The organism is Roseovarius sp. JB2-10 (assembly GCF_055693585.1).
Window position 1 is genome coordinate 552,153 of the sequence record NZ_CM146337.1, and the last position, 20,331, is coordinate 572,483.

Sequence of the window (20,331 nt, forward strand, 5' to 3'; positions counted from 1 at the left end):
AACCCGGGATTGATCTGAAATTGGCACGCAACTGTGATGCCTGCAGCAATTGTTCGTGAACGAAGTTACTTTATATTGGGCCGTGAACCAGGAAATTCTGAACACATGAAAACTCACCTTGATCACCCGTCCAGACGGCAAGTTTGCGCAACGCTTGGTGCCGCGCTCATTCTGACGTCATCAGGCTCAACCGTTTTGGCGCAAGGCGGCGGCGGCGATAACATCCGAGACCGGAAAGAGCGCGAAGAGCGTGCGAACCGGCGCCAAACAGGTCAGATCACGCAAAAACAGTTTTTGGGCATGTCGCGCAGTAGTTTTTTCGAAAACAGCAACAACCCCAACGCCAGTATCCAGGGTTTCTCGCGGCAAATGTCCCAAAGCCTGTTCAAGATGGGCGTCGCAAACTTGCCGAGAACCAAAGCGTTGGTCCAGAAATTGCAGAACGTTACCCAGGACCGGCAGCGGCAGAACATGTTGCAGAGCGAACTGGAATATGCGCAACAAGACCTTGAAAATTTCCGTGGTTTTTCCTCACAAAAGAAAAAGCGCGTGGCCTATGCCGAACATGTTCAGGCATGGCGGAATGCACCCAACGAAGGCACGTTGAGCAGGTCCGCATCTAACTGAAAATATGAATTTTAGTGCAGCGCGCGGGGGTCAACTGCCCGCTGCCAGATAACGACGCTCGGCATTGTGTCCCGTTTCATTTCGGCAAGCATTTTTTCGGTCTTAATTCCCGGTAGGCTTGCAAATGCGTCAAAAAGGGCCTCGGCCCCTTCTGCGTTCATTGGGATATGTAGATCAGCCTGCCCCGGTTGGCTCAGCACCCAATGGGGCGGCGTGCCGGAACGATCCAACATCAACCCAGTCATCTCTCGCAGCGCAACCGCTCCGCCGGTCAGGGGGCCAAAATAGGCCACAGCACCTTCGTCGACATGGACAACACCGGGCCCACCCTGATTGCCACGGAACCGCCCCCGCTGCACGCCTGTGGCCAGCAGCACCAAGCCTGCAGCCATCACAAAATACCCGATCCAATGAAGCAGCGCGCCGGTGCCAAACGCCCAATAGGCACCCAGGCTCAGCACCCCCAACGCGATTAAGACTTCCCGCCATCGCCAAATGGCCTGACGGGCTTCGGGGCGTACAAAACTCATGTCCAATCCCCAACGGCCTGTTGCCAGACGGTCATTGCGGCCACAACTGCCGTGTCAGCCCGAAGAATTCGAGGGCCCAGACTGACAGCCTGCGAAAACGAAGCCGCGGCAAGACGCGTGCGCTCCGCCTCCGAAAACCCGCCTTCCGGGCCGATCAGAATGGCCCATTTGCCACCCTGTGCCGCCGTAAGCCCTTGCGCTGACCCGGCCAGAGCCTCGTCACAAAACATCAGTTGGCGATCATCAGGCCACGTGTCCAGAATTCGCGTGAGTTTTTGCAAATTGACGACCTCGGGCACAAAAGTACCGCCACATTGCTCGGCTGCTTCAACAGCATGGGCCTGCAGGCGATCCTGTCGAATACGTTCTGCATTTGTGAAATCAGTCTGAACCGGGCAAATCCGCCGCGCGCCCATTTCCGCGGCCTTTTCAACGATAAAATCGGTGCGGGCTTTCTTGATGGGCGCGAACATCACCCAAAGATCCGGTGGCATATGCAGCGCCCGGGATTGTACGCGTACGTCCAGAACACCACCGCGCTTGCCGGCTTCAACCACAGTGGCTTTCCACTCGCCGTCCCGGCCGTTGAACAGGGAAATGGCATCCCCCACACCTTGCCGCATGACACCAAAAAGGTAATGCGCCTGTTCCCGCGTCAGAGGAACCGATTGCCCTTTGCCCAAGGGGTGCTCTACATAAAGCCTGATCTTTGCAGCCGTCATGGGGCCAACATATGACCGACACCAACAAGACGCCAGAGGCCGAAGGCCAGGTGGCCGACGCCTATCGCGGCAATTGGGTCGATCGTCTGGCGCCGCCCGCCACAAGGCCGTATTTGCGGCTCAGTCGGGCAGACCGGCCCATTGGCACATGGCTCTTGTTACTGCCTTGCTGGTGGGGCCTGCTGCTGGCAATGCTCTACGATGGGCGCGCGTCGTTTTTTGATCTGTGGATATTTACCGGATGCGCAATTGGTGCGTTTTTGATGCGGGGCGCCGGGTGCACCTGGAATGACATCACCGACCGCCATATCGACGGATCTGTCGCACGGACCGCGTCCCGGCCCATTCCATCCGGTCAGGTCAGTGTCAAACAGGCCATGATGTGGTTGATCGCGCAGGCATTGGTGTCCTTTGCCATATTGCTAACGTTCAATCTTGCCGCCATCGCCCTTGGTGTTTTGTCGCTTCTGCCCGTCGCGATCTACCCGTTTGCCAAACGCTTCACCTGGTGGCCGCAAGTGTTTCTGGGCCTCGCCTTCAACTGGGGGGCATTGCTGGCATGGACGGCCCACACCGGATCGCTGCAGTGGCCAGCCGTCATGCTTTATCTCGCTGGCATCGCATGGACGCTGTTCTACGACACAATCTACGCCCATCAGGACGCGGATGATGATGCGCTGATCGGCGTGAAATCAACCGCGCGCCTTTTTGGCTCGAACTCCCCCAAATGGCTGCGGTGGTTTCTGGTATTGACCGTCACGCTGATGGCGATTGCCGTCATGCTGACCACACTCGATGGGCATTTTGCAGCTGTGCTTTTGGCGCTCTGCGGGCCATGGGCGTTGGGTTGGCATTTACAATGGCAACTCAGAACGCTGGATCTGGATGATCAGGACGTACTCCTGAAACTCTTCCGCTCGAACCGGGATGCGGGCCTGTTGCCCCTGCCATTTTTTGCCATCGCCCTGTTCCTTTGATTGAACTCAGACGCGCAGCAGCCTAAACACATTAGGACCTTAATCATTTTCCGGCCACGCCATGCGCTTGTCTGTCCTTTTTGCGATTATCGCCAGTTTCGTCATGGCGGCTGTTTTATGCCTTGTAGCGGCGGGGTTTTCCGTTCGGGTTATCGAAGACAATTCCCGCAACGCAGTGCGCGATACGCTGGATGCAAACGATATGGTCTGGTCCGAAGTGGACGCGAACGGCCTGCAGGTATTTCTTGGTGGCACCGCCCCCTCCGAAGCGCTCCGGTTCAAGGCGTTATCCGTAGCTGGCACGGTTGTGGATGCAGCGCGTGTGATTGACCAAATGGATGTGGCCGACAGCGCCATCATCGCACCCCCGGAATTTTCCGTCGAAATTCTGCGCAATGACAGTGGCATTTCCCTGATCGGCCTGATCCCCCTGACCACAGATCGCGAAGATCTGTTGGAGGATATCAACAACGCAGCGGATGGCTTTGAGGTGACGGACCTGTTGGAATCAGCGGATTACCCGAAACCTGACACGTGGGATGAAGCACTGGACTATGCCGTCAGGTCGCTCAAGACCCTGCCCCGGACCAAAATATCCGTGGCACCCACGCGGGTCGAAATCACGGCAATGGTCGAAAGCGAAGAGCAAAAGCAGGAAATTGAGAACGAACTGACCCGCAAGACACCCGACGATGTACGCCTTGCAATGAACATCTCGGCGCCGCGCCCGGTGATCACACCCTTTACGCTCAGGTTCCTGATCCAGGATGGCCAGGCGCGTTTTGACGCTTGCTCCGCAGACACTCCGGAGACGCGAGACACCATTCTCGAGGCCGCGGCGCAGTCGGGTTTGCGTCAGGAGGCTGACTGCAAAATCGGTCTGGGCGTACCGTCTCCCAAATGGGGGAAAGCCGCCGCACAAGCCATCACAGCGCTTGGCAATCTGGGCGGCGGCACGGTGACATTTTCCGACGCTGACATCACACTTGTCGCCGCACAAGGCACCCCGGAAAACCACTTCGATGATATCGTCGGAAGCCTTGAAACCTCGCTGCCCGAAGTCTTCGCACTCCACGCCGTTCTACCAGCCCCACCGACCGAAGCGCCTGAAATAGCACCGGAATTTGTTGTCACCCTGTCGCCTGAAGGTTTGGTGCAAATCCGCGGACGGGTCGGCAGTGAAACCACCCGGGACACGGTCAATAGCTTTGCAAAGGCACGATTTTCCTCTGACAGCGTGCACAACACAGCCCGTGTTGCAGCGGGATTGCCGCAAGATTGGCCCGCGCGCATCCTGACCGGTCTTGAAACGCTGTCCTACCTGTCAAATGGTGCCGTGACGGTTACACCAGAGCTGATCGAGGTGACAGGCAACACCGGTCATAAAGACGCCAAAGCAATGATCGCGCAGTTTCTGTCCGACAAGCTTGGTGATGCAAAAGAGTTTTCCATCGACATCACTTATCAGAAGGCGCTGGACCCCGTTGCCAGCATTCCGACACCGGATGAATGCGAAGCCCAGATCGCCACGATCCTGTCTGAACGCAAGATCAACTTCGAACCGGGGTCTGCAACGATCGATGAAAGCGGTGCGGCCATCATGGACGACATCGCCGAAATCCTGAAAAAATGCGGCGATATCCGCATGGAAATCGGCGGCCATACGGATAGTCAGGGGCGCGAGGTCATGAACCAACAACTCAGCCAATCACGCGCCCGGGCTGTCTTGAACGAACTGCGCAGCCGCCGGGTCCTGACCGCCTCGATCACGTCAAAGGGCTTCGGTGAAAGTGCCCCAATCGCCGACAACAAAACCGAAGAAGGTCGCGAAGCAAACCGTCGCATTGAGTTTAAACTGATCCGCCCGGAACCCATTCAGGAACGGCAAACCGGCCTCGAGAGCCTGGAACAGGCGATTGACGAGAGCCGCGAGCCCGACACCGCGGATCAGAACCAAGAAGAGACAACAGATGAACAGAACTGAATTTATCATCGCCACTGCAATCGTTCTATTTGTGGCTTTCTGTTTGGGCTGGTTTGCCAATTGGCTGATCCACCGGTTCATCCGCGTCTCCGGGTCGGATGTCGGCGAATTGGAAAAAATGGCGCAGGAACTTCACGAAGCCGAAGAGACGCGAGATCAGGCCATAACCTATCTTCAGCAGCGCGAGGCAGAGCTGACAAATCAGCTAAGCCAAACCGAGGCGGAATTGTCTGCCACAATGGACGGCCTGCGTGAGGCCCGCCGAGAAGCCGAAGACCTCCGCGGTCATCTGGAACGATCAAGCCACGGGCATACCGGCACCTGACCACCGCCACGGCTTCGCCTGAACAGCGCGTAGCCTGGCGCGGTTCAACTCGTGGGTCGGGCCTCAATCACAACAAAGGCCTGCGCCCAGGGGTGATCATCCGTCAGGGTCACGTGGATTATGGCTTCGTGGTCATCTGGCGTCATCTCTGCCAAACGTTCCGCGGCCCAGCCGGTCACGGCCATCACGGGTTGACCTGTTTCAAGATTGCTGACTGCCATGTCTTTCCACGCAATCCCCATGCGCAACCCGGTACCCAATGCCTTGGAACACGCTTCTTTGGCTGCCCACCGTTTGGCATACGTACCGGGCGTGTCTGCACGCCGCTCAGCCTTGCGTTGTTCAACTTCCGTGAAAACACGATTTCGAAACCGGTCTCCGAACCGCTCAAGCGTACCGGCGATCCTGTCGATATTCGCGAGATCTGTACCGACGCCGAGGATCATTTTGAAGCGGCCGACCGGATCAATGCCAATCCACCACTGGCAAAAAGCACCGCACTTGCGCCTTCAATCCAGCGCCGCGCCTTTCGGTAGAGCGCCATCATGCCACCCATGGAAAAGACCAGGGAGTAGGTGGCATTGTTTGCAAAAGCGACTGCCACACACACAAGCGTTGTCACGACCACGGCGCCGATGGTAGCCGTGGGGTCCAGCCCCATCGACAGCGCCGCCATCCATGCAATCACTGATTTGGGGTTCGACAGGTTCAGCAAAACACCCCGCCAGAACCAGCGACCAGGCGAAATTTCCGCCAATTGCGCCGCGCCCGGCCGAATGGCAGATCGACCAGATTGCCACGCCAGCCACAACAGGTAGAGGCCGCCGAAAACCTTGAGCACGGTCAACAGCCACGCCGATGCCTGCAGCACGGCCCCCATACCCGTGGCAGCCAGAATACCCCAAAACACCAGGGCCACACTTAACCCAAGGCCGTAGATGATGCTGGCGCGTCTGCCGTACCGCATGGCAATGGCCGCGTTCGAAATATTGGCGGGGCCTGGTGACGCGGCAATCACCCAAAAAGCGATACCCACTGTCAAAAGCGTCGTTAGATCAACCATGATGCGCTCCTCTGTGCCGCTCAGATGCCGGCGCGGCCTTCATCCATCAACCGACGCATTTCTGTGATGGCCGGGTGCAACCCACGGAAAATCGCCTCCCCGATGATGAAATGCCCGATATTGAGTTCCATCGCCTCAGGAAATGCCGCAACCGGCTTCACTGTGTCGTAGGTCAGCCCGTGCCCGACATGCACCTCAAGCCCCAGCTCATGGGCAAAGGTCGACATTTCGCGCATCGCTTCCAGCTCTCGGTCACGGTCGTCGAAGCGACCCTCATGATGGGCATCGCAATACGCGCCGGAATGCAATTCGATGACCTGCGCGCCAATGCGGTGCGCGGCTTCGATCTGACGCTTGTCTGCGGCGATAAAAATGCTGACACGGCAACCGGCATCCCGCAACGGCGCGATGAAATGTGCCAGTTTGTTTTCCTCGCGCGCCACTTCGAGGCCGCCTTCGGTGGTACGCTCTTCGCGCTTTTCAGGCACGATGCACACCGCATGCGGTTTATGACGCAACGCAATTTTCTGCATTTCATCCGTGGCCGCCATTTCGAAATTCAGCGGCACATCCAGCGCGTCCATCAACCGGTCAATATCGTCATCACTGATGTGACGGCGATCTTCGCGCAAATGCGCTGTGATGCCGTCGGCCCCGGCTTCTTCGGCAATTTTGGCCGCACGCAACGGGTCAGGGGTGTCGCCGCCGCGTGCATTACGCACCGTGGCCACGTGATCGATGTTGACGCCCAAGCGCAGTTTTTCAGGTAGTGACATGGTGACCCTCGGATCTGTGCGACTCAGGGGCAGACTATTCGTGTTTCTTCTTGCCGTCAGCCTTCGCAGCCGCTTTTTCTTTCAAAGCCATAAATTTAGATTTCAGACGACCTTTGCGGCGGTTTTGATAGGCCTGAATCACCGGCAGGCTGCTGTAATAGGCGATCAGACCGCAAATGACACCCGGAATGATCCCGCCAATCAGGTACGGGAAAAACACTTCGTCATAGAAAATCCGCAGCTCTGCCCAATCCGCCATGTCGTCGGTGAAGATGGCAAAGAAGTTTTCCTTGAGGTCACGGCCCGCGTTCAGGAATTTTTCGCCAAGCGAGCTATGAATTTCTTCGGCGTCGGGCGCATTGCCCGTACCGAGCAGGAAATGCCCCGTCTGCAACGATGACGCGCCGATGAAAAGGAACGTCAGCGGATTGCCAAAAAAGGTCGACAGCAATGATGCCACGATATTGCCGCGCAGGATGAAGGCCACAAACGCCGCCAAAAAGAAATGCAGCCCAAAAAACGGTGAGAAGGTCACAAACACCCCGGCAAAGATGCCACGGGCAATCCTGTGCGGCGGGTCCGGAAGACGCCAGATCCGATGCCGCACATATTGAAACGCACGTGCCCAACCAGTGCGTGGCCAAAGAAACTCGACCACTGCCCGCCATGTTGAACGTTTGTTTCGTCGTTTGAAGACCACCGAGGGCTCCTAGTCTTGGCGTGTCTGTGGACCACCGGATCGGCCGGGATCGCGATGTCTTTCGATTGCGGCCACATCGCTCTCGGCCTCAAGTGCCGAAATCAACCGATGAAGATGCTCAGCATCTCTTAGCTCAACATCTATCAGTAACCGGTAAAAATCTGGCTTTCGGTCCACAAAATTCAAGTCCGAAATATTGGCCTTCTGTTCGCCTATCAAGGTGCAAATGTGGCCAAGAACGCCAGCATCGTTACCGATCGTCATATCAAGCGACACATTATAAACCGCAGGGTGAGTGCCGCTATGCCAATGCAGGTCTAGCCAGCGTTGCGGTTGGTCATCGAAGGATTGCAGGGATTCGCAGTCAATCGTGTGGACCACAACCCCATGCCCCCGATAGGTGATACCCACAATACGCTCCCCCGGCAGGGGCTGGCAACACGGTGCACGATCAAAACTCTGATCCGCCGCCAAACCAATCACAGCCAGATCCAACGCAACTTCATCACCTTCATCCGGGGCCAGATCCGGGTAAATCGCATTGAGCACGTTTTGCGCCGTCAATTCCGCACTGCCAAGACGCGCCAAGAGTTCATCAGGCTCATTCAACCGCAATGTGCGCGTCGCGGCCTCGAGTGCCTTGTCTGTCGCTTTCTTGCCCACATGTTCAAACGCGGCGCGCGCCAATTCTCGGCCCAACTTGATGAAGCGGTCACGATCCTGCTCACGCAACGCACGCCTGATAGCGGCCCGCGCCTTGCCAGTTGTCGCAATATCAAGCCAAGTGGGCTGCGGCACCTGACCTTCGGCCGTTATCACATCCACAGATTGGCCGTTTTTGATCCGCGTCCAGAGTGGCACCCGCATGCCGTCAATCTTCGCCCCCACACAGGCATGACCAATCCGGGTGTGAATGGCATAGGCAAAATCGATCGGCGTCGCACCGCGCGGTAGTTTGACCACATCCCCCTTGGGCGTGAAACAGAACACCTTATCGGTATACATCTCGAGCTTCACGGCTTCGAGGAATTCGTCGTGATCTTCTTCCGCGTCGAATTGCTCGGTGAGGGCCGAAATCCATTTTACCGGATCAACAGCAAACGGGTTTTCACTTCGCACGCCATCGCGGTACGACCAATGCGCTGCCACGCCGGTTTCGGCCACATCATGCATCTGACGGGTCCTGATCTGCACCTCCACCCGTTTGCCGTCCCGGCCGCTGACCGTGGTGTGGATACTGCGATACCCGTTTGATTTTGGCTGGCTGATGTAATCTTTGAACCGACCCGGCACCGCGCGCCATCTTTGGTGAATGGCCCCGAGGACCGAATAACAATCATGTTCGCTGCCGGTGACGATCCGGAACCCGTAAATGTCACTGAGGCGGCTGAACCCCAATTCCTTTTCCTGCATCTTGCGCCAGACGGAATACGGTTTCTTGGCGCGGCCCAGCACATCCGCTTCGATTCCTGCCTTTTCGATTTCATGGCGCATGTCAGTGGTGATTTTCTCCACCACATCACCTGTTTCCTTTTGCAAGGTGATGAACCGCCGAATGATCGACGCGCGCGCATCGGGATTAAGCACCTTGAAGGCCAAATCTTCCAACTCTTCGCGCATCCATTGCATGCCCATTCGGCCGGCCAATGGCGCAAAAATATCCATTGTCTCACGGGCTTTTTGCTGCTGCTTTTCAGGACGCATGGCCTTGATCGTGCGCATGTTGTGCAATCGGTCTGCCAGTTTGACCAGAATAACCCGCATGTCCTTGGACATCGCCATGAAGAGCTTGCGGAAATTTTCCGCTTGCTGGGTCTCTGTACTGCTGAGCTGCAAATTGGTCAGTTTGGTAACGCCGTCCACAAGATCCGCAATCTCGGAACCGAATCGCTCGTCGACGGTGGCATAGGAAGCGCGGGTGTCTTCGATCGTGTCATGCAGCAACGCAGTGATGATCGTTGCGTCATCTAGGCGTTGTTCCGCCAACACCGCAGCAACAGCAACCGGGTGGCTGAAATACGGCTCGCCCGAATGGCGATACTGCCCTTCATGCATGTCGCGGCCATAGTCATAGGCCGCTGATATCAGCTTTTCATCTGTCTTGGGGTTGTAGGTGCGGACCAGCGCGATCAGGTCTTCTTGGGCGATCATCCGCGGCGCATCCCCAGGGCTGTGGGGTCAGGTTCAGCCCTGACCCTGCGCTTCCATCAATGCCCGCAGCAGTTTTTCTTCGGACATGTCGTCATCAGCGGGCTTGTCAGCCTCGCCGCCCATCAACAGAGCCATTGAATCTTCTTCCGGCTCGTCAACTTCGATCTGCGTCTGGTTCGATTCGATCAAACGTTCCCGCAGTTCTTCGGCTGATTGGGTTTCCTCAGCGATCTCACGCAGGCTGACCACGGGGTTCTTGTCGTTGTCGCGATCCACCGTAATCGGCGCACCGGCCGAGATTTCGCGCGCACGATGTGCCGCAAGCATCACCAGGTCAAACCGGTTAGGGACCTTGTCAACGCAGTCTTCTGTGGTCACGCGGGCCATGGGAACTCCGATCAAGCAATCAATAGAAGCCCGGTATTTAAGGCCTGAAGGCTGGATTTACAAGCACAGAATCGCACACGCATGGCGGTCTTGTCAGAGCCGTGTCACCAGAGATTTTTCCTCTGCTGGCAACATCTCCAGCATGTCCGACACCGTCATTTTCAGTACGGGATGTTTCCAATTTGGTGCAATCTCCGCCAAAGGCACCAAAACAAAAGCCCGATCCTGAAGGCGCGGATGCGGTACGATCAGATGATCCGGCGAATGTGTCATCTGCTCTTCAATCGGCAGTGATTTCCATGCGTCAAACTCTGCGGTGCTGGGAATGACCTCAGATCCAACTGCAATAAGATCAAGATCAAGCGTTCGCCCCGCCCACCGTTCATTTCTGTGCCGTCCGAAATGCGCCTCTACGGCATGCATCTTGGCCAACAGGGTCTCAGCATCCCCGGCAAAGCATAATTCGGCGGCGGCGTTCACATAGTCCGGCCCCGCGCCCGCAGGAAAACACGGCGTGTTGTAAAACCGGCTTTGCGCCGTGATCACAACACCGGCCTTTTCCAATCGCTGCAGTGCAGCACGCATGGTTCGGGCAGGACCACCTATGGGAGAGGGCAGGTTCCCACCCAAAGCAATCAGGAATTGTTGATGCTGTGTCATGCCGAACCTATCCTTCTGAACTTCCAAACACCCTTGCCGTCTATATGTAAACTATTTAGTTTGGCCGACAGTCCTGGTCGTTCCCTTACCACTCACTCACGAACACCGCGGTCGGGGCAAGTTAATTCGGAAGGACATTTAAGATGTTTTACAAAGACGAACGGCTTGCGCTGTTCATCGATGGCTCGAATTTGTACGCAGCCGCCAAATCGCTTGGATCTCGACATCGACTACAAACTTCTCCGCGCGGAATTTATGCGTCGTGGAAAACTATTGCGCGCGTTTTACTACACGGCGCTTCTTGAAAACGACGAATATTCCCCCATCCGCCCGCTTGTAGACTGGCTGAACTACAACGGCTTCACGATGGTGACCAAACCGGCCAAGGAATATACCGACAGCCAGGGCAGACGCAAAGTCAAAGGTAACATGGACATCGAACTTGCTGTCGACGCCATGGAACTCGCCCCACGGATTGATCACATTGTGCTGTTTTCCGGCGACGGAGATTTCCGACCGCTGATCGAAAGCTTGCAGCGTCAGGGCGTGCGGGTCTCGGTTGTGTCGACCATTCGCAGCCAGCCGCCGATGATATCGGACGAACTGCGCCGTCAGGCTGACAACTTTATCGAGTTGGAAGACCTGCGCGACGTGATCGGACGCCCGCCCCGGGAAATGTCACCCGAGCGCGAAGAAGCCTTCGTCACCGGCAAATAACGAAACTTGAACCGGGGCCATTGCGCCCCGGTTTTTCGATGCGACACCCAAGCGGTTTTGTCGCATGAGCGTATTCTTGTTTGAAACGCTCTGATCCCCATATCTCCAGCATCTGAAACAAACGGAGGTTATGGACACACGATGCAATGCCCGATTGATGGAACACAACTTGTCATGTCAGACCGGAGCGGGGTCGAAATCGACTACTGCCCGCAATGCCGTGGCGTCTGGCTGGACCGTGGCGAATTGGACAAGATCATCGAACGCAGCACTGTCCAAACCCCGCCCCCTGCACCGCAAGCCGCGCCACAATCCTATGACCGTGGACAGGATCATCGCTCGTACAAAAAGAAAAAGCGCGAGAGTTTTCTGGGTGAGCTCTTCGATTTCTGAACGTTACATCTCACTGGACGACGCGGGTCATAAGCCTTAGGTCTGAACCAAGACCGGAGGCATCATGGCGAAACCACCTTTGACCCTTTACCTGGCCGCACCACGCGGGTTCTGCGCCGGCGTGGACCGGGCCATCAAAATTGTCGAAAAAGCGCTGACTAAATGGGGCGCGCCCGTCTATGTGCGGCATGAAATTGTGCACAATAAATTCGTCGTGGATGATCTGCGCGCCAAGGGCGCCATCTTTGTCGAAGAATTGTCGGAATGCCCCAATGACCGCCCCGTGATTTTTTCTGCCCACGGTGTTCCCAAATCCGTCCCGGCCGAAGCGGCCAGCCGCGAGATGATCTATGTCGATGCCACCTGCCCGCTGGTCAGCAAGGTGCATATCGAAGCTGAACGCCATTCGGCCAATGGATTGCAGATCATCATGATCGGACATGAGGGCCATCCCGAGACCATCGGTACCATGGGTCAGCTCCCCGATGGCGAGGTTTTGTTGGTGGAAACACCCGCGGATGTCGCCACGATCGACGTCAATGACCCCGACAAACTGGCCTTTGTCACTCAAACCACTTTGAGCGTGGATGATACCGCCGATATTGTCGCTGCACTTGAAGCCCGGTTCCCCAACATTCAGGGTCCGCACAAGGAAGACATCTGCTACGCCACCACCAACCGACAAGAGGCTGTCAAGGCGATGGCCGCGAAAGTCGATGCAATGCTGGTTGTCGGTGCTCCGAATTCATCTAATTCCAAACGTCTGGTTGAAGTGGGCACAAAGGCGGGCTGCTCTTATTCTCAACTGGTACAGCGCGCCACGGATATCGACTGGCGCGCGCTCGACGGAATTACGTCCCTGGGTATTACCGCAGGCGCCTCCGCGCCAGAGATACTGGTGAACGAAGTGATCGATGCGCTTAAAGCCACCTATGACGTCACTTTGGCCGAGGTCGAAACCGCCAAGGAAAACGTCCATTTCAAAGTCCCCCGCATCCTTCGTGAAATTGCTTGACTGCAACTTGAGCCAAATCCTAGCTGCGAGCCCAAACTTACGTTCCTTGGTAACTGATTTTTGTGCGATTTGGTCTACCTAACTGGACACTACTCAGTGAAGAGTGGATGCAGGAAACGATGGGCAAAATACAAAATACTCAGAACAAATCAGAACTACTTCGCGACATAAGGAACGTGTTTGGCCAGGATGCACCTCCTAGCCTTCCAAATGGATGGGAGCAGCTGACGGATGACATAAGCTCAGTAAACTACTCAGAAGCGATTGAAGAAACCTACCGATTCTGGGGAAAGAATTGGTCTGCCCTAGCGATGGCAGATTTTGTAGACTGCACGCGTGTTTTTTCTTTCTTGCCGAAAGAGAATGTTCCGTATTTCCTGGGTGCTCTTATGGAGCTTTCCTTGCAGGAAGAGCCATACTCTGATGAACTGCTTGAGTTGTTCACCCTATTTGACCCATCGATTGCAAGCCGGAAGGAAGCGAAGAAGTTTCTGGCTTTCAACAAAAAACAAATTGACTCACTCGACGCAAAACAAATCCAAACAATCGTTGCCTTCCTGAAGTTTTTGGAGGGGGCTGGACTTGAAGATGAACGTTCGGCCTACATGCAGAAGTTTCTTCATGAGCAACTGAGTTAGAGCAGTTTTGCAAAGAGGAAGGTCTATCGGCCTTGTTGAATGCAAGCGGACGGCAGGTTTGTCCGCGAAGCAGGCAGTTTAAACCCTCGGCGGACGACTCTTATAAACCGGGAGTTTCCAGCCAAACACCAATGAACCGGCCCTGAGGCACCATGTGACCAACGCGCAAATCGCCAGAACTGGCATCACCTCGTGGGTCATCTCCATCGCCAGCAATCCGGCCAGCGTTCCACCCAGAGCGGCGGTAACATAAAGCTCCCCTTGCTTGAGCACCAAAGGCACTTCGTTACAGACGACATCGCGCAACAGGCCACCCAGACACCCCGTTGCGATCCCCATCAGCACCAGAACAGGCCCCGGTTGCCCCATCACCATCGCCGCCGCCATGCCCGCCGGAACGGCCACAGCCAGTGCAAAACTATCCAGCCACAAGAGCCACCGATAGCGGCTTTCCACCAAATGCGCCGTAAAATAGATCAAGAGCGCAGCGCCCAGAGCAATAAATATATAAGTCGGATTGCCCACCCAAAAGACCGGGTTTCTGTCCAGCAAAACATCACGCACCGTGCCACCGCCCACCGCCGTGATCGACGCCATGAACGCAAAGCCCACGATATCCAATTGCGCCCGGCTGGCCACCAATGCCCCGGTCAGCGCAAAGATCAGCACCGACGCGTAATCGAGCAACGTCAATGCGCTCATACGTCGTCTTTCGGCGGTTTCGCGGGTTTGAAGGGTGCCATACCAGCACGCGCCAATTCATCCGCGCGTTCGTTCTCGGGATGCCCCGCGTGGCCCTTGACCCATTCCCATGTCACGTCATGGCGCGCCTGCGCCTCATCCAGACGCTGCCACAGCTCGACATTCTTGACCGGCTTTTTGCTCGAGGTTTTCCAACCATTGCGTTTCCACCCGTGTATCCAGCCTGTCACACCATTTTTGACATACGCACTGTCGGTTACAATGGTGATCTGGCTGGTACGTTCGAGCGTTTCCAGCGCATGGATCGCCGCCAGCAATTCCATCCGGTTGTTGGTCGTGTCTGCTTCACCACCCTGTAGCTCGCGCTCCTTGACGACGGTTTCGCCCTGCATTGCGCGCATCAAGACCCCCACCCGCCGGGGCCGGGATTCCCGGAACACGCACCATCGGTATAGGCAATCAAGTCAACCATGTGCTGCAATCGTCACCCAAGGTGCCATTTGACCATCGAGGCCAACTTCCTGTCCGGTTTTGCTGGAAAACGGCGTGAAGCCCGCGCCCCGCAACAGCCCCGCCAGTTCGTCTTCGGTGTAATAGGTGTAGAGCCGCCCCAGATCATCCCGCTTTTCACCTGTCCCGGTCTTCATCCCAATATGAAAAAGTCCGGCTGGCTTCAGAATTTCATGTAACGCGGAAAGGTATCGCGGCATATCCGATCGCGGTGCGTGCAAGAGGCTGAAATTAGCCCAGATACCGTCATAGACGTCGGTGCCCGACAGATCATCAAAACTGGCCACTGTTGCGGACACGCCATCATGTTTCTGGGCCAGTTCCACCATCGCCGGTGTGGCATCTGTCGCATCAACGCGGTGGCCCGCCTGCGCCATGCGCGCCGCGGCCTGACCCGGACCACATCCCAGATCCAAAAGGTACGACGCCTTAGGCAGCGCTGCGATAAAGGTCTCCAGCACCGGATCTGGCTTGGTCGTCATGGCGGCGTATTCGTCAGCCATATTGTCATAGACGCGGATTGTTTCGGTATCGCGGCTCAAAGGAACACTCCAATTGCAAGACAGATCAGGACCACTGTAGTCAGCAAAACCCGCAGACGCATCCACCAAATCGGCGCTACCCGGTACCGCCAGAACAGCCAATCCAGACCAAGAAGACCCAGAAACCCGACCATGAGTGATATGCCGGCCGACGTCGGGCCCCCTCCTGTCATGAAGAACGCCCAAAGTGCAGGCAATGTCGACAAGGCGTAGCCGCTCGCGGCCTGTTGGCCCGACAGCTTTGTGGAAAAGCCCCAGAGGACACCGGACATAAACGACAAGATCACCGCACCGTAGAACAGCATCACATATGGTCCGGCAAAGCGCGGACCGATGGTTTGCGCCGTCCACAACCCAAGATCGGGGGCCAACACGGTCATTGCACCCCACACAAACGGGATCAAACCGGCCAATCCCAACACCAATGCCGCGCGCGGGATCATCTGACTGTAGGTGCTATAAGACGGCAGCACAGTCGCATATCAGGCCTGTTTCCATTTGATTGAGCATCCCATGGATGGAATTTGCTCGCGCGGTCCGTTGCCGGTTTCAGCCACCTGCGCCATGGCGTCGAACAGATCACGCGTGAGGTCCGCAGATCCGGACGAGGCCCGCGATGCATCAAGCCTACCCCGATATTGCAGACCAAGATTTTGATCGAAGCCAAAGAAATCCGGGGTGCATACCGCGTCATAGGCCCGGGCAACTGATTGATCTTCGTCATGCAAGTAAGGAAAGGGAAATCCGTGCTCTCGCGCCATCGCCACCATGTTTTCAAAACTGTCCGAGGGGTAGCTGACGGCGTCATTCGAACAAATCGCTGCTACGCCAACACCAAGATCACTCAGTTCTTTGGCATCCCGCACGATCTTATCGAGGATCGCCAGCACATAAGGACAATGATTGCAGATGAACATCACAAGCGTGCCCTTTTCGCCTGCGATATCTTTTAGGCGATAGGTCTTGCCGTCGGTCGCGGGCAGGGAAAAATCCGGTGCGGGCCAGTTAAAATCGCATACAGGCGGGGTAGCTGCCATTGAGATGCCTCCTCATTTGCGTCGGGAACAATGTAGAACATGTGACGGACCACGCCAGCGAATTTGGTTTTCGCAGCGGTCGCAATGCGCCGGTGTCGAATAGACAAGTCTCTAATCGCCCCCCGAAGACGCCGGGGTGGGCGGGCGGCAGGCGTCTGAGGGGGTGATCTCATTTACGGATGTAGGTCTTCCATATCCAAATCAGCACTAACGCACCCAGTACCGCACCAATCAGACCGGACAGCATGCCCATGGCACGCATCAACAGGTTCAGAACCAATCCGCCCACAACCGCACCGCCAATGCCGATGGCAACTGTTGTGACGATATCGGTCTCCAGGCGCATCAGACGCGTTGCCAGAAACCCTGCGGCAGCGCCAACAATAACTAACCAGACAACACTCATGCGATCCTCCTACTTACGACGACGCCAATGCGTTGGCACAATGATCAAAGCACCGATGGATGACAAAATGGCATCAACACCCGGCGCTCCGAACCGGATCCCAAACATGATCCTGACGAAGTAAAACAGGAACGCACCGCCCACACAGATGATGATGGATGGCAGGTATCCGTTCTGCGTGAACCCCGACTTTTCGCTGACATAGCCCACGATACCCGCGATCACGACCGTACCGAACAACATTAGAAACATGGGCTTCTCCTACAGCATTGTCCCCTTGGGCACCGGCATGCCCCGCAAGAACTCGCTTGCATCCTGCGCGCCCTTTCCTGCCCGTTGCAAGCGCAAAACCTGGACTGCGCCGCGCCCGCAGGCAATCGTCAGGTTGTCATCCAATACCTGGCCAGGGGCTCCGCATCCCTGCCCCACCCGGGATGCCAGCAACTTGACGCGATGACCATCAACTTCAGCCCACGCGCCGGGAAAAGGCGATAAGCCGCGGATATGCCGGTCAACTTCGGCCGCCGTCCAGGACCAGTCAATGCGGGCCTCGGATTTATCGATCTTCGAAGCATAACTTACCCCCGCATCAGGTTGCGGCTCGGGCACCAAATCTCCAAGCCGCGCCAATGCATCAACAATCAGATCGGCCCCCATCGCAGATAACCTGTCATGCAATTGCCCGGTTGTTTCTTCCGGGGCGATGGCCGTGGCCTTGCGCAGCAATACGGGCCCCGTATCCAATCCGGCCTCCATCTGCATGATACAGACACCCGTCTGCGCATCTCCCGCCATGATTGCCCGATGGATCGGCGCCGCACCCCGCCAGCGCGGCAGGAGCGAGGCATGAATGTTGAGGCACCCTTGCGCCGGCGCGTCCAGAATACCCTGCGGCAGGATCAATCCATACGCGACAACCACGGCCAGTTCCGCGCCCAACCCTGCAAATTCCGCCTGCTCCGCAGCACCTTTGAAACTGACCGGATGGCGCACCTCGATCCCCAAGGCTTCAGCGCGCGCATGCACAGGCGTCGGCCGGTCTTTCTTGCCGCGTCCCGCCGGACGAGGGGGCTGACAATAGGCACAAACCACCTCATGTCCCGCCGCCACCAAGGCGTCCAGGACAGGAACGGAAAATTCCGGAGAACCCATAAAGACAATACGCATAAATCAGGCCTTTCGCGATTTGCGGATCAGCATGTCACGCTTCATCTTGCTCAGGTGGTCGAAATACATCTTTCCCGCAAGATGGTCGATCTGGTGTTGCACACTTGTGGCCCAAAGCCCGACGAAATCCTGTTCTTTGATCTCACCCTGGTCGTTCACAAATCGCACGGTGACGGCACGTGGTCGTTCGATCTTGGCAGAAACACCCGGCAAGTTCGGGCTGGCCTCGTTATGGGTATTCATTTTCGCGCTGGCGTGAAGCACTTCCGGGTTCGCCATCCGGATCACCTGCCCTCGCGTGTCGCTGGCATCAATCACGGCCAATCGTAGCATCACGCCAATCTGGACAGCTGCCAGTCCAACACCGGGCATCGCCTCCATCGTGTCGATCATGTCCTGCCAGACGGAGCGGATCTCATCGGTGATCTCATCAACGGTTGCCGCAGGCACGCGCAGCCGTTTATCCGGCCAGGGCAGACAGGGCCTGACGCTCACGCCCGCGCCTGTTCGCGCTTCAGCTTCTGCATTTTGCGGGTGATCAGCTGGCGCTTCATTGCGCCGAGGTAATCAATGAAAAGCTTCCCATTCAAATGGTCGATCTCGTGCTGGACGCATGTGGCCCACAGACCATCGAAGGTTTCGGTATGTTCGTTGCCGTCCACACCCATCCACCGCACATCCACGACCTTTGGGCGTTTAACTTCGGCAAACTGGTCCGGGATCGACAAACACCCTTCTTCGTAGACATTGGTTTCATCGGATGACGCCAGGATTTCCGGATTGAACATTGCCAATGGCCGCGAGACATCATCTTCGTCCCTGACACAATCCAAAACCAGCAAACGGCTCAGAACACCCACCTGCGGCGCGGCCAGTCCGATACCCGGCGCGTCATACATGGTTTCCAGCATATCCTCGGCCAAAACGCGCAATTCGTCCGTCACATCATCGACGGGAGCGCACACCTTTTTCAGACGTGGATCAGGGTGGATCAGAATAGGCATCTTCATGACGCCTGATTTAGGCCAAGACCTGTGCTTCTGCAACGCCCCTTGCGCTCAGATCGCATTTCGCTAGCGTGCGCGACATGCAAATGAGGACAGCTTTATGGACTTTGACCTGATCATAGACCGTCGCGGCACCAACAGCTCGAAATGGGACGGGATGGCGCGCTCAAACGGCGGCGTCAGTGCAGAGGATGGCATCGCGATGTGGGTTGCCGATATGGACTTCGGCGCACCTGATTTCTTGCAGGCAGCCACCCAAGGCCTCCTGGACAAAGCGAACTATGGTTATTTCACCGGTGACGCCCCGATGAAACAGAAAGTTGCGCAGTGGATGCAGACCCGCCACGGCTGGTCCGCGGACCCGGCTGCGATGTTTTCCACATTCGGATTGGGGAACGGTATCGGGTTGTGTCTGCAGGCCCTGACAGAACCGCAAGACGAAGTGATCATCTTCACGCCTGTCTACCACGAGTTCACGGTCAAAGTGAAAAAGTCCGGACGCCCTCTCAAGGAAAGCCCTTTGGTGATCCGCGATGGTGTCTACCACATGGATCTCGAGGCGCTGGAGGCCGCCATGACCGGTCGCGAGAAACTGATGATTTTCTGCTCACCGCATAACCCGGCCGGGCGGATCTGGACCCCGGATGAACTGCGCGCCGTTGCGGATTTCTGCATCCGTCACGATCTCATCCTGATCTCTGATGATATCCATCACGATCTGACATTTCCGGGTGAAACTTACACGCCCATGCCGGTCGCTGCACCGCATATCATGGACCGTCTGGTGATGCTGACTTCGGCATCAAAAACCTTCAACATCGCAGGTGCGCGCTTGGGCACCGTCACGATACCGGATGATACACTGCGCGCCAGGTTTTCCGCCCTGTTCCGCGCGCTGGACATGAGCCCGAACCTGCTCGGTGTCGTCCTGACCGAGGCCGCGTATTCCCAAGAAGGTGCAGCGTGGGTCGACAAATTGCAGTCTTATCTGGCCGAAAACAGCCGGCTGTTTGTGGACGCTATGGCGCAAATCCCGGGCGTGAGCGCGATGCCGATGCAATCGACCTACCTCAGCTGGATTGATTTTGCCAATACCGGCATGGACATGGCCGAGGTGCAGCGGCGTGTCCGCATGGATGCCCGTATCGCGCCCTCCATTGGGGCCGAGTTTGGCACCGGCGGCGAGAGCTTCCTACGGTTCAACATCGGAACCCAACGTGGTCGTTTGATCGAGGCGATCGACCGTCTGCACAGCGCGTTTTCGGACCTTCAGTAACACCAATCAGGCAGTTAAG

General features: G+C 56.7%; 26 protein-coding genes and 2 pseudogenes. 9 read left to right on the forward strand and 19 right to left on the reverse strand.

All coding sequences use genetic code 11. The features are described from left to right. The first annotated feature begins 105 nt into the window (after positions 1 to 105). Positions 106 to 627 carry a hypothetical protein gene (locus ACZ1HJ_RS02690; protein WP_472720824.1) on the forward strand — a complete coding sequence of 174 codons (522 nt, stop codon included), beginning with the start codon at positions 106 to 108 and terminating at the stop codon, positions 625 to 627. A gap of 11 nt (positions 628 to 638) precedes the next feature. On the opposite strand, the gene ACZ1HJ_RS02695 is transcribed toward ACZ1HJ_RS02690, so the two are convergent. Both ACZ1HJ_RS02695 and ACZ1HJ_RS02700 read right to left on the reverse strand, forming a co-directional pair. Then, positions 639 to 1,157 carry a hypothetical protein gene (locus ACZ1HJ_RS02695; protein WP_472720825.1) on the reverse strand — a complete coding sequence of 173 codons (519 nt, stop codon included), beginning with the start codon at positions 1,155 to 1,157 and terminating at the stop codon, positions 639 to 641. After that, entirely contained in the window at positions 1,154 to 1,879 is a 726-nt protein-coding gene (locus tag ACZ1HJ_RS02700) for a 16S rRNA (uracil(1498)-N(3))-methyltransferase (protein ID WP_472720826.1), read from the reverse strand. Before ACZ1HJ_RS02700 ends, ACZ1HJ_RS02695 begins: the two co-directional genes overlap by 4 nt. A gap of 11 nt (positions 1,880 to 1,890) precedes the next feature. Between ACZ1HJ_RS02700 and ubiA the strand changes: the two genes are divergently transcribed. From ubiA to ACZ1HJ_RS02715, 3 genes are all read left to right on the forward strand, one after another. Then, positions 1,891 to 2,856: a 4-hydroxybenzoate octaprenyltransferase gene (ubiA, locus tag ACZ1HJ_RS02705; protein WP_472720827.1), complete on the forward strand. Its 966-nt coding sequence runs from the start codon at positions 1,891 to 1,893 to the stop codon at positions 2,854 to 2,856. A 61-nt stretch (positions 2,857 to 2,917) separates the two neighbouring features. After that, the gene (locus ACZ1HJ_RS02710) at positions 2,918 to 4,840 is read left to right on the forward strand and encodes an OmpA family protein (protein ID WP_472720828.1); all 1,923 of its coding nucleotides are present in this window, start codon (positions 2,918 to 2,920) and stop codon (positions 4,838 to 4,840) included. Further along, positions 4,827 to 5,165 (forward strand): hypothetical protein, encoded by a 339-nt coding sequence (locus ACZ1HJ_RS02715; protein ID WP_472720829.1) that lies wholly within the window; start codon positions 4,827 to 4,829, stop codon positions 5,163 to 5,165. The genes ACZ1HJ_RS02710 and ACZ1HJ_RS02715 overlap by 14 nt, the downstream gene beginning before the upstream one ends. 44 nt (positions 5,166 to 5,209) lie before the next feature. Here ACZ1HJ_RS02715 and acpS read toward each other — a convergent pair whose 3' ends face one another. From acpS to folK, 7 genes are all read right to left on the reverse strand, one after another. Beyond that, positions 5,210 to 5,611: a holo-ACP synthase gene (gene acpS, locus ACZ1HJ_RS02720; protein WP_472720830.1), complete on the reverse strand. Its 402-nt coding sequence runs from the start codon at positions 5,609 to 5,611 to the stop codon at positions 5,210 to 5,212. Beyond that, a complete protein-coding gene (locus tag ACZ1HJ_RS02725) occupies positions 5,608 to 6,228 on the reverse strand; it encodes a LysE family translocator (protein WP_472720831.1) in 621 nt (206 codons plus the stop codon). Before ACZ1HJ_RS02725 ends, acpS begins: the two co-directional genes overlap by 4 nt. Positions 6,229 to 6,248: 20 nt before the next feature. Continuing rightward, positions 6,249 to 7,004, reverse strand: a complete 756-nt coding sequence (locus ACZ1HJ_RS02730) for a pyridoxine 5'-phosphate synthase (RefSeq protein WP_472720832.1) — start codon at positions 7,002 to 7,004, stop codon at positions 6,249 to 6,251. A 34-nt stretch (positions 7,005 to 7,038) separates the two neighbouring features. Beyond that, entirely contained in the window at positions 7,039 to 7,704 is a 666-nt protein-coding gene (locus ACZ1HJ_RS02735; RefSeq protein WP_472720833.1) for a DUF2062 domain-containing protein, read from the reverse strand. Positions 7,705 to 7,713: 9 nt separating this feature from the next. After that, the gene (locus ACZ1HJ_RS02740; RefSeq protein WP_472720834.1) at positions 7,714 to 9,855 is read right to left on the reverse strand and encodes a RelA/SpoT family protein; all 2,142 of its coding nucleotides are present in this window, start codon (positions 9,853 to 9,855) and stop codon (positions 7,714 to 7,716) included. Positions 9,856 to 9,888: 33 nt separating this feature from the next. After that, the gene (gene rpoZ, locus ACZ1HJ_RS02745; RefSeq protein ID WP_306112712.1) at positions 9,889 to 10,242 is read right to left on the reverse strand and encodes a DNA-directed RNA polymerase subunit omega; all 354 of its coding nucleotides are present in this window, start codon (positions 10,240 to 10,242) and stop codon (positions 9,889 to 9,891) included. Between the two features lie 93 nt (positions 10,243 to 10,335). Beyond that, entirely contained in the window at positions 10,336 to 10,902 is a 567-nt protein-coding gene (folK, locus tag ACZ1HJ_RS02750; protein WP_472720835.1) for a 2-amino-4-hydroxy-6-hydroxymethyldihydropteridine diphosphokinase, read from the reverse strand. Positions 10,903 to 11,045: 143 nt separating this feature from the next. On the opposite strand from folK, the pseudogene ACZ1HJ_RS02755 reads away from it, so the two are divergent. The 4 genes and pseudogenes from ACZ1HJ_RS02755 (at position 11,046) to ACZ1HJ_RS02770 (ending at position 13,665) form a co-directional block, all read left to right on the forward strand. Continuing rightward, positions 11,046 to 11,619 (forward strand): annotated as a pseudogene (locus ACZ1HJ_RS02755) (LabA-like NYN domain-containing protein). Positions 11,620 to 11,760: 141 nt separating this feature from the next. Further along, positions 11,761 to 12,012, forward strand: a complete 252-nt coding sequence (locus ACZ1HJ_RS02760; protein ID WP_472720836.1) for a TFIIB-type zinc ribbon-containing protein — start codon at positions 11,761 to 11,763, stop codon at positions 12,010 to 12,012. A gap of 64 nt (positions 12,013 to 12,076) precedes the next feature. Next, positions 12,077 to 13,027, forward strand: coding sequence for a 4-hydroxy-3-methylbut-2-enyl diphosphate reductase (ispH, locus tag ACZ1HJ_RS02765; protein ID WP_472720837.1), 951 nt, complete (start codon positions 12,077 to 12,079; stop codon positions 13,025 to 13,027). A 107-nt stretch (positions 13,028 to 13,134) separates the two neighbouring features. After that, positions 13,135 to 13,665, forward strand: a complete 531-nt coding sequence (locus ACZ1HJ_RS02770) for a DUF6714 family protein (protein ID WP_472720838.1) — start codon at positions 13,135 to 13,137, stop codon at positions 13,663 to 13,665. Positions 13,666 to 13,743: 78 nt separating this feature from the next. Here the strand turns inward: ACZ1HJ_RS02770 and ACZ1HJ_RS02775 are convergent, their stop codons facing one another. The 10 genes and pseudogenes from ACZ1HJ_RS02775 to def (ACZ1HJ_RS02820) form a co-directional block, all read right to left on the reverse strand. Then, positions 13,744 to 14,367 (reverse strand): trimeric intracellular cation channel family protein, encoded by a 624-nt coding sequence (locus tag ACZ1HJ_RS02775; protein ID WP_472720839.1) that lies wholly within the window; start codon positions 14,365 to 14,367, stop codon positions 13,744 to 13,746. Next, positions 14,364 to 14,839, reverse strand: a pseudogene (gene rnhA, locus ACZ1HJ_RS02780) (ribonuclease HI). Before rnhA ends, ACZ1HJ_RS02775 begins: the two are co-directional and overlap by 4 nt. Beyond that, positions 14,832 to 15,419 (reverse strand): class I SAM-dependent DNA methyltransferase, encoded by a 588-nt coding sequence (locus ACZ1HJ_RS02785; protein WP_472720840.1) that lies wholly within the window; start codon positions 15,417 to 15,419, stop codon positions 14,832 to 14,834. The pseudogene rnhA and the gene ACZ1HJ_RS02785 overlap by 8 nt, the downstream one beginning before the upstream one ends. Next, entirely contained in the window at positions 15,416 to 15,862 is a 447-nt protein-coding gene (locus ACZ1HJ_RS02790; RefSeq protein ID WP_472722140.1) for a DUF3429 domain-containing protein, read from the reverse strand. The genes ACZ1HJ_RS02785 and ACZ1HJ_RS02790 overlap by 4 nt, the downstream gene beginning before the upstream one ends. 39 nt (positions 15,863 to 15,901) lie before the next feature. Beyond that, positions 15,902 to 16,456 carry a thioredoxin family protein gene (locus tag ACZ1HJ_RS02795; protein ID WP_472720841.1) on the reverse strand — a complete coding sequence of 185 codons (555 nt, stop codon included), beginning with the start codon at positions 16,454 to 16,456 and terminating at the stop codon, positions 15,902 to 15,904. Between the two features lie 169 nt (positions 16,457 to 16,625). Continuing rightward, entirely contained in the window at positions 16,626 to 16,862 is a 237-nt protein-coding gene (locus ACZ1HJ_RS02800) for a GlsB/YeaQ/YmgE family stress response membrane protein (protein ID WP_472720842.1), read from the reverse strand. Positions 16,863 to 16,871: 9 nt separating this feature from the next. Beyond that, on the reverse strand, positions 16,872 to 17,114 hold the full coding sequence (locus tag ACZ1HJ_RS02805; RefSeq protein WP_472720843.1) for a hypothetical protein: 243 nt from the start codon (positions 17,112 to 17,114) through the stop codon (positions 16,872 to 16,874). 9 nt (positions 17,115 to 17,123) lie between these two features. Further along, positions 17,124 to 18,029 (reverse strand): methionyl-tRNA formyltransferase, encoded by a 906-nt coding sequence (fmt, locus tag ACZ1HJ_RS02810; protein WP_472720844.1) that lies wholly within the window; start codon positions 18,027 to 18,029, stop codon positions 17,124 to 17,126. Positions 18,030 to 18,032: 3 nt separating this feature from the next. Continuing rightward, positions 18,033 to 18,524: a peptide deformylase gene (def, locus tag ACZ1HJ_RS02815; RefSeq protein ID WP_472720845.1), complete on the reverse strand. Its 492-nt coding sequence runs from the start codon at positions 18,522 to 18,524 to the stop codon at positions 18,033 to 18,035. Beyond that, positions 18,521 to 19,039, reverse strand: a complete 519-nt coding sequence (gene def, locus ACZ1HJ_RS02820) for a peptide deformylase (RefSeq protein WP_472720846.1) — start codon at positions 19,037 to 19,039, stop codon at positions 18,521 to 18,523. Before def (ACZ1HJ_RS02820) ends, def (ACZ1HJ_RS02815) begins: the two co-directional genes overlap by 4 nt. A gap of 97 nt (positions 19,040 to 19,136) precedes the next feature. On the opposite strand from def (ACZ1HJ_RS02820), the gene ACZ1HJ_RS02825 reads away from it, so the two are divergent. Further along, positions 19,137 to 20,312 carry a MalY/PatB family protein gene (locus tag ACZ1HJ_RS02825; protein WP_472720847.1) on the forward strand — a complete coding sequence of 392 codons (1,176 nt, stop codon included), beginning with the start codon at positions 19,137 to 19,139 and terminating at the stop codon, positions 20,310 to 20,312. Positions 20,313 to 20,331: the final 19 nt, after the last annotated feature.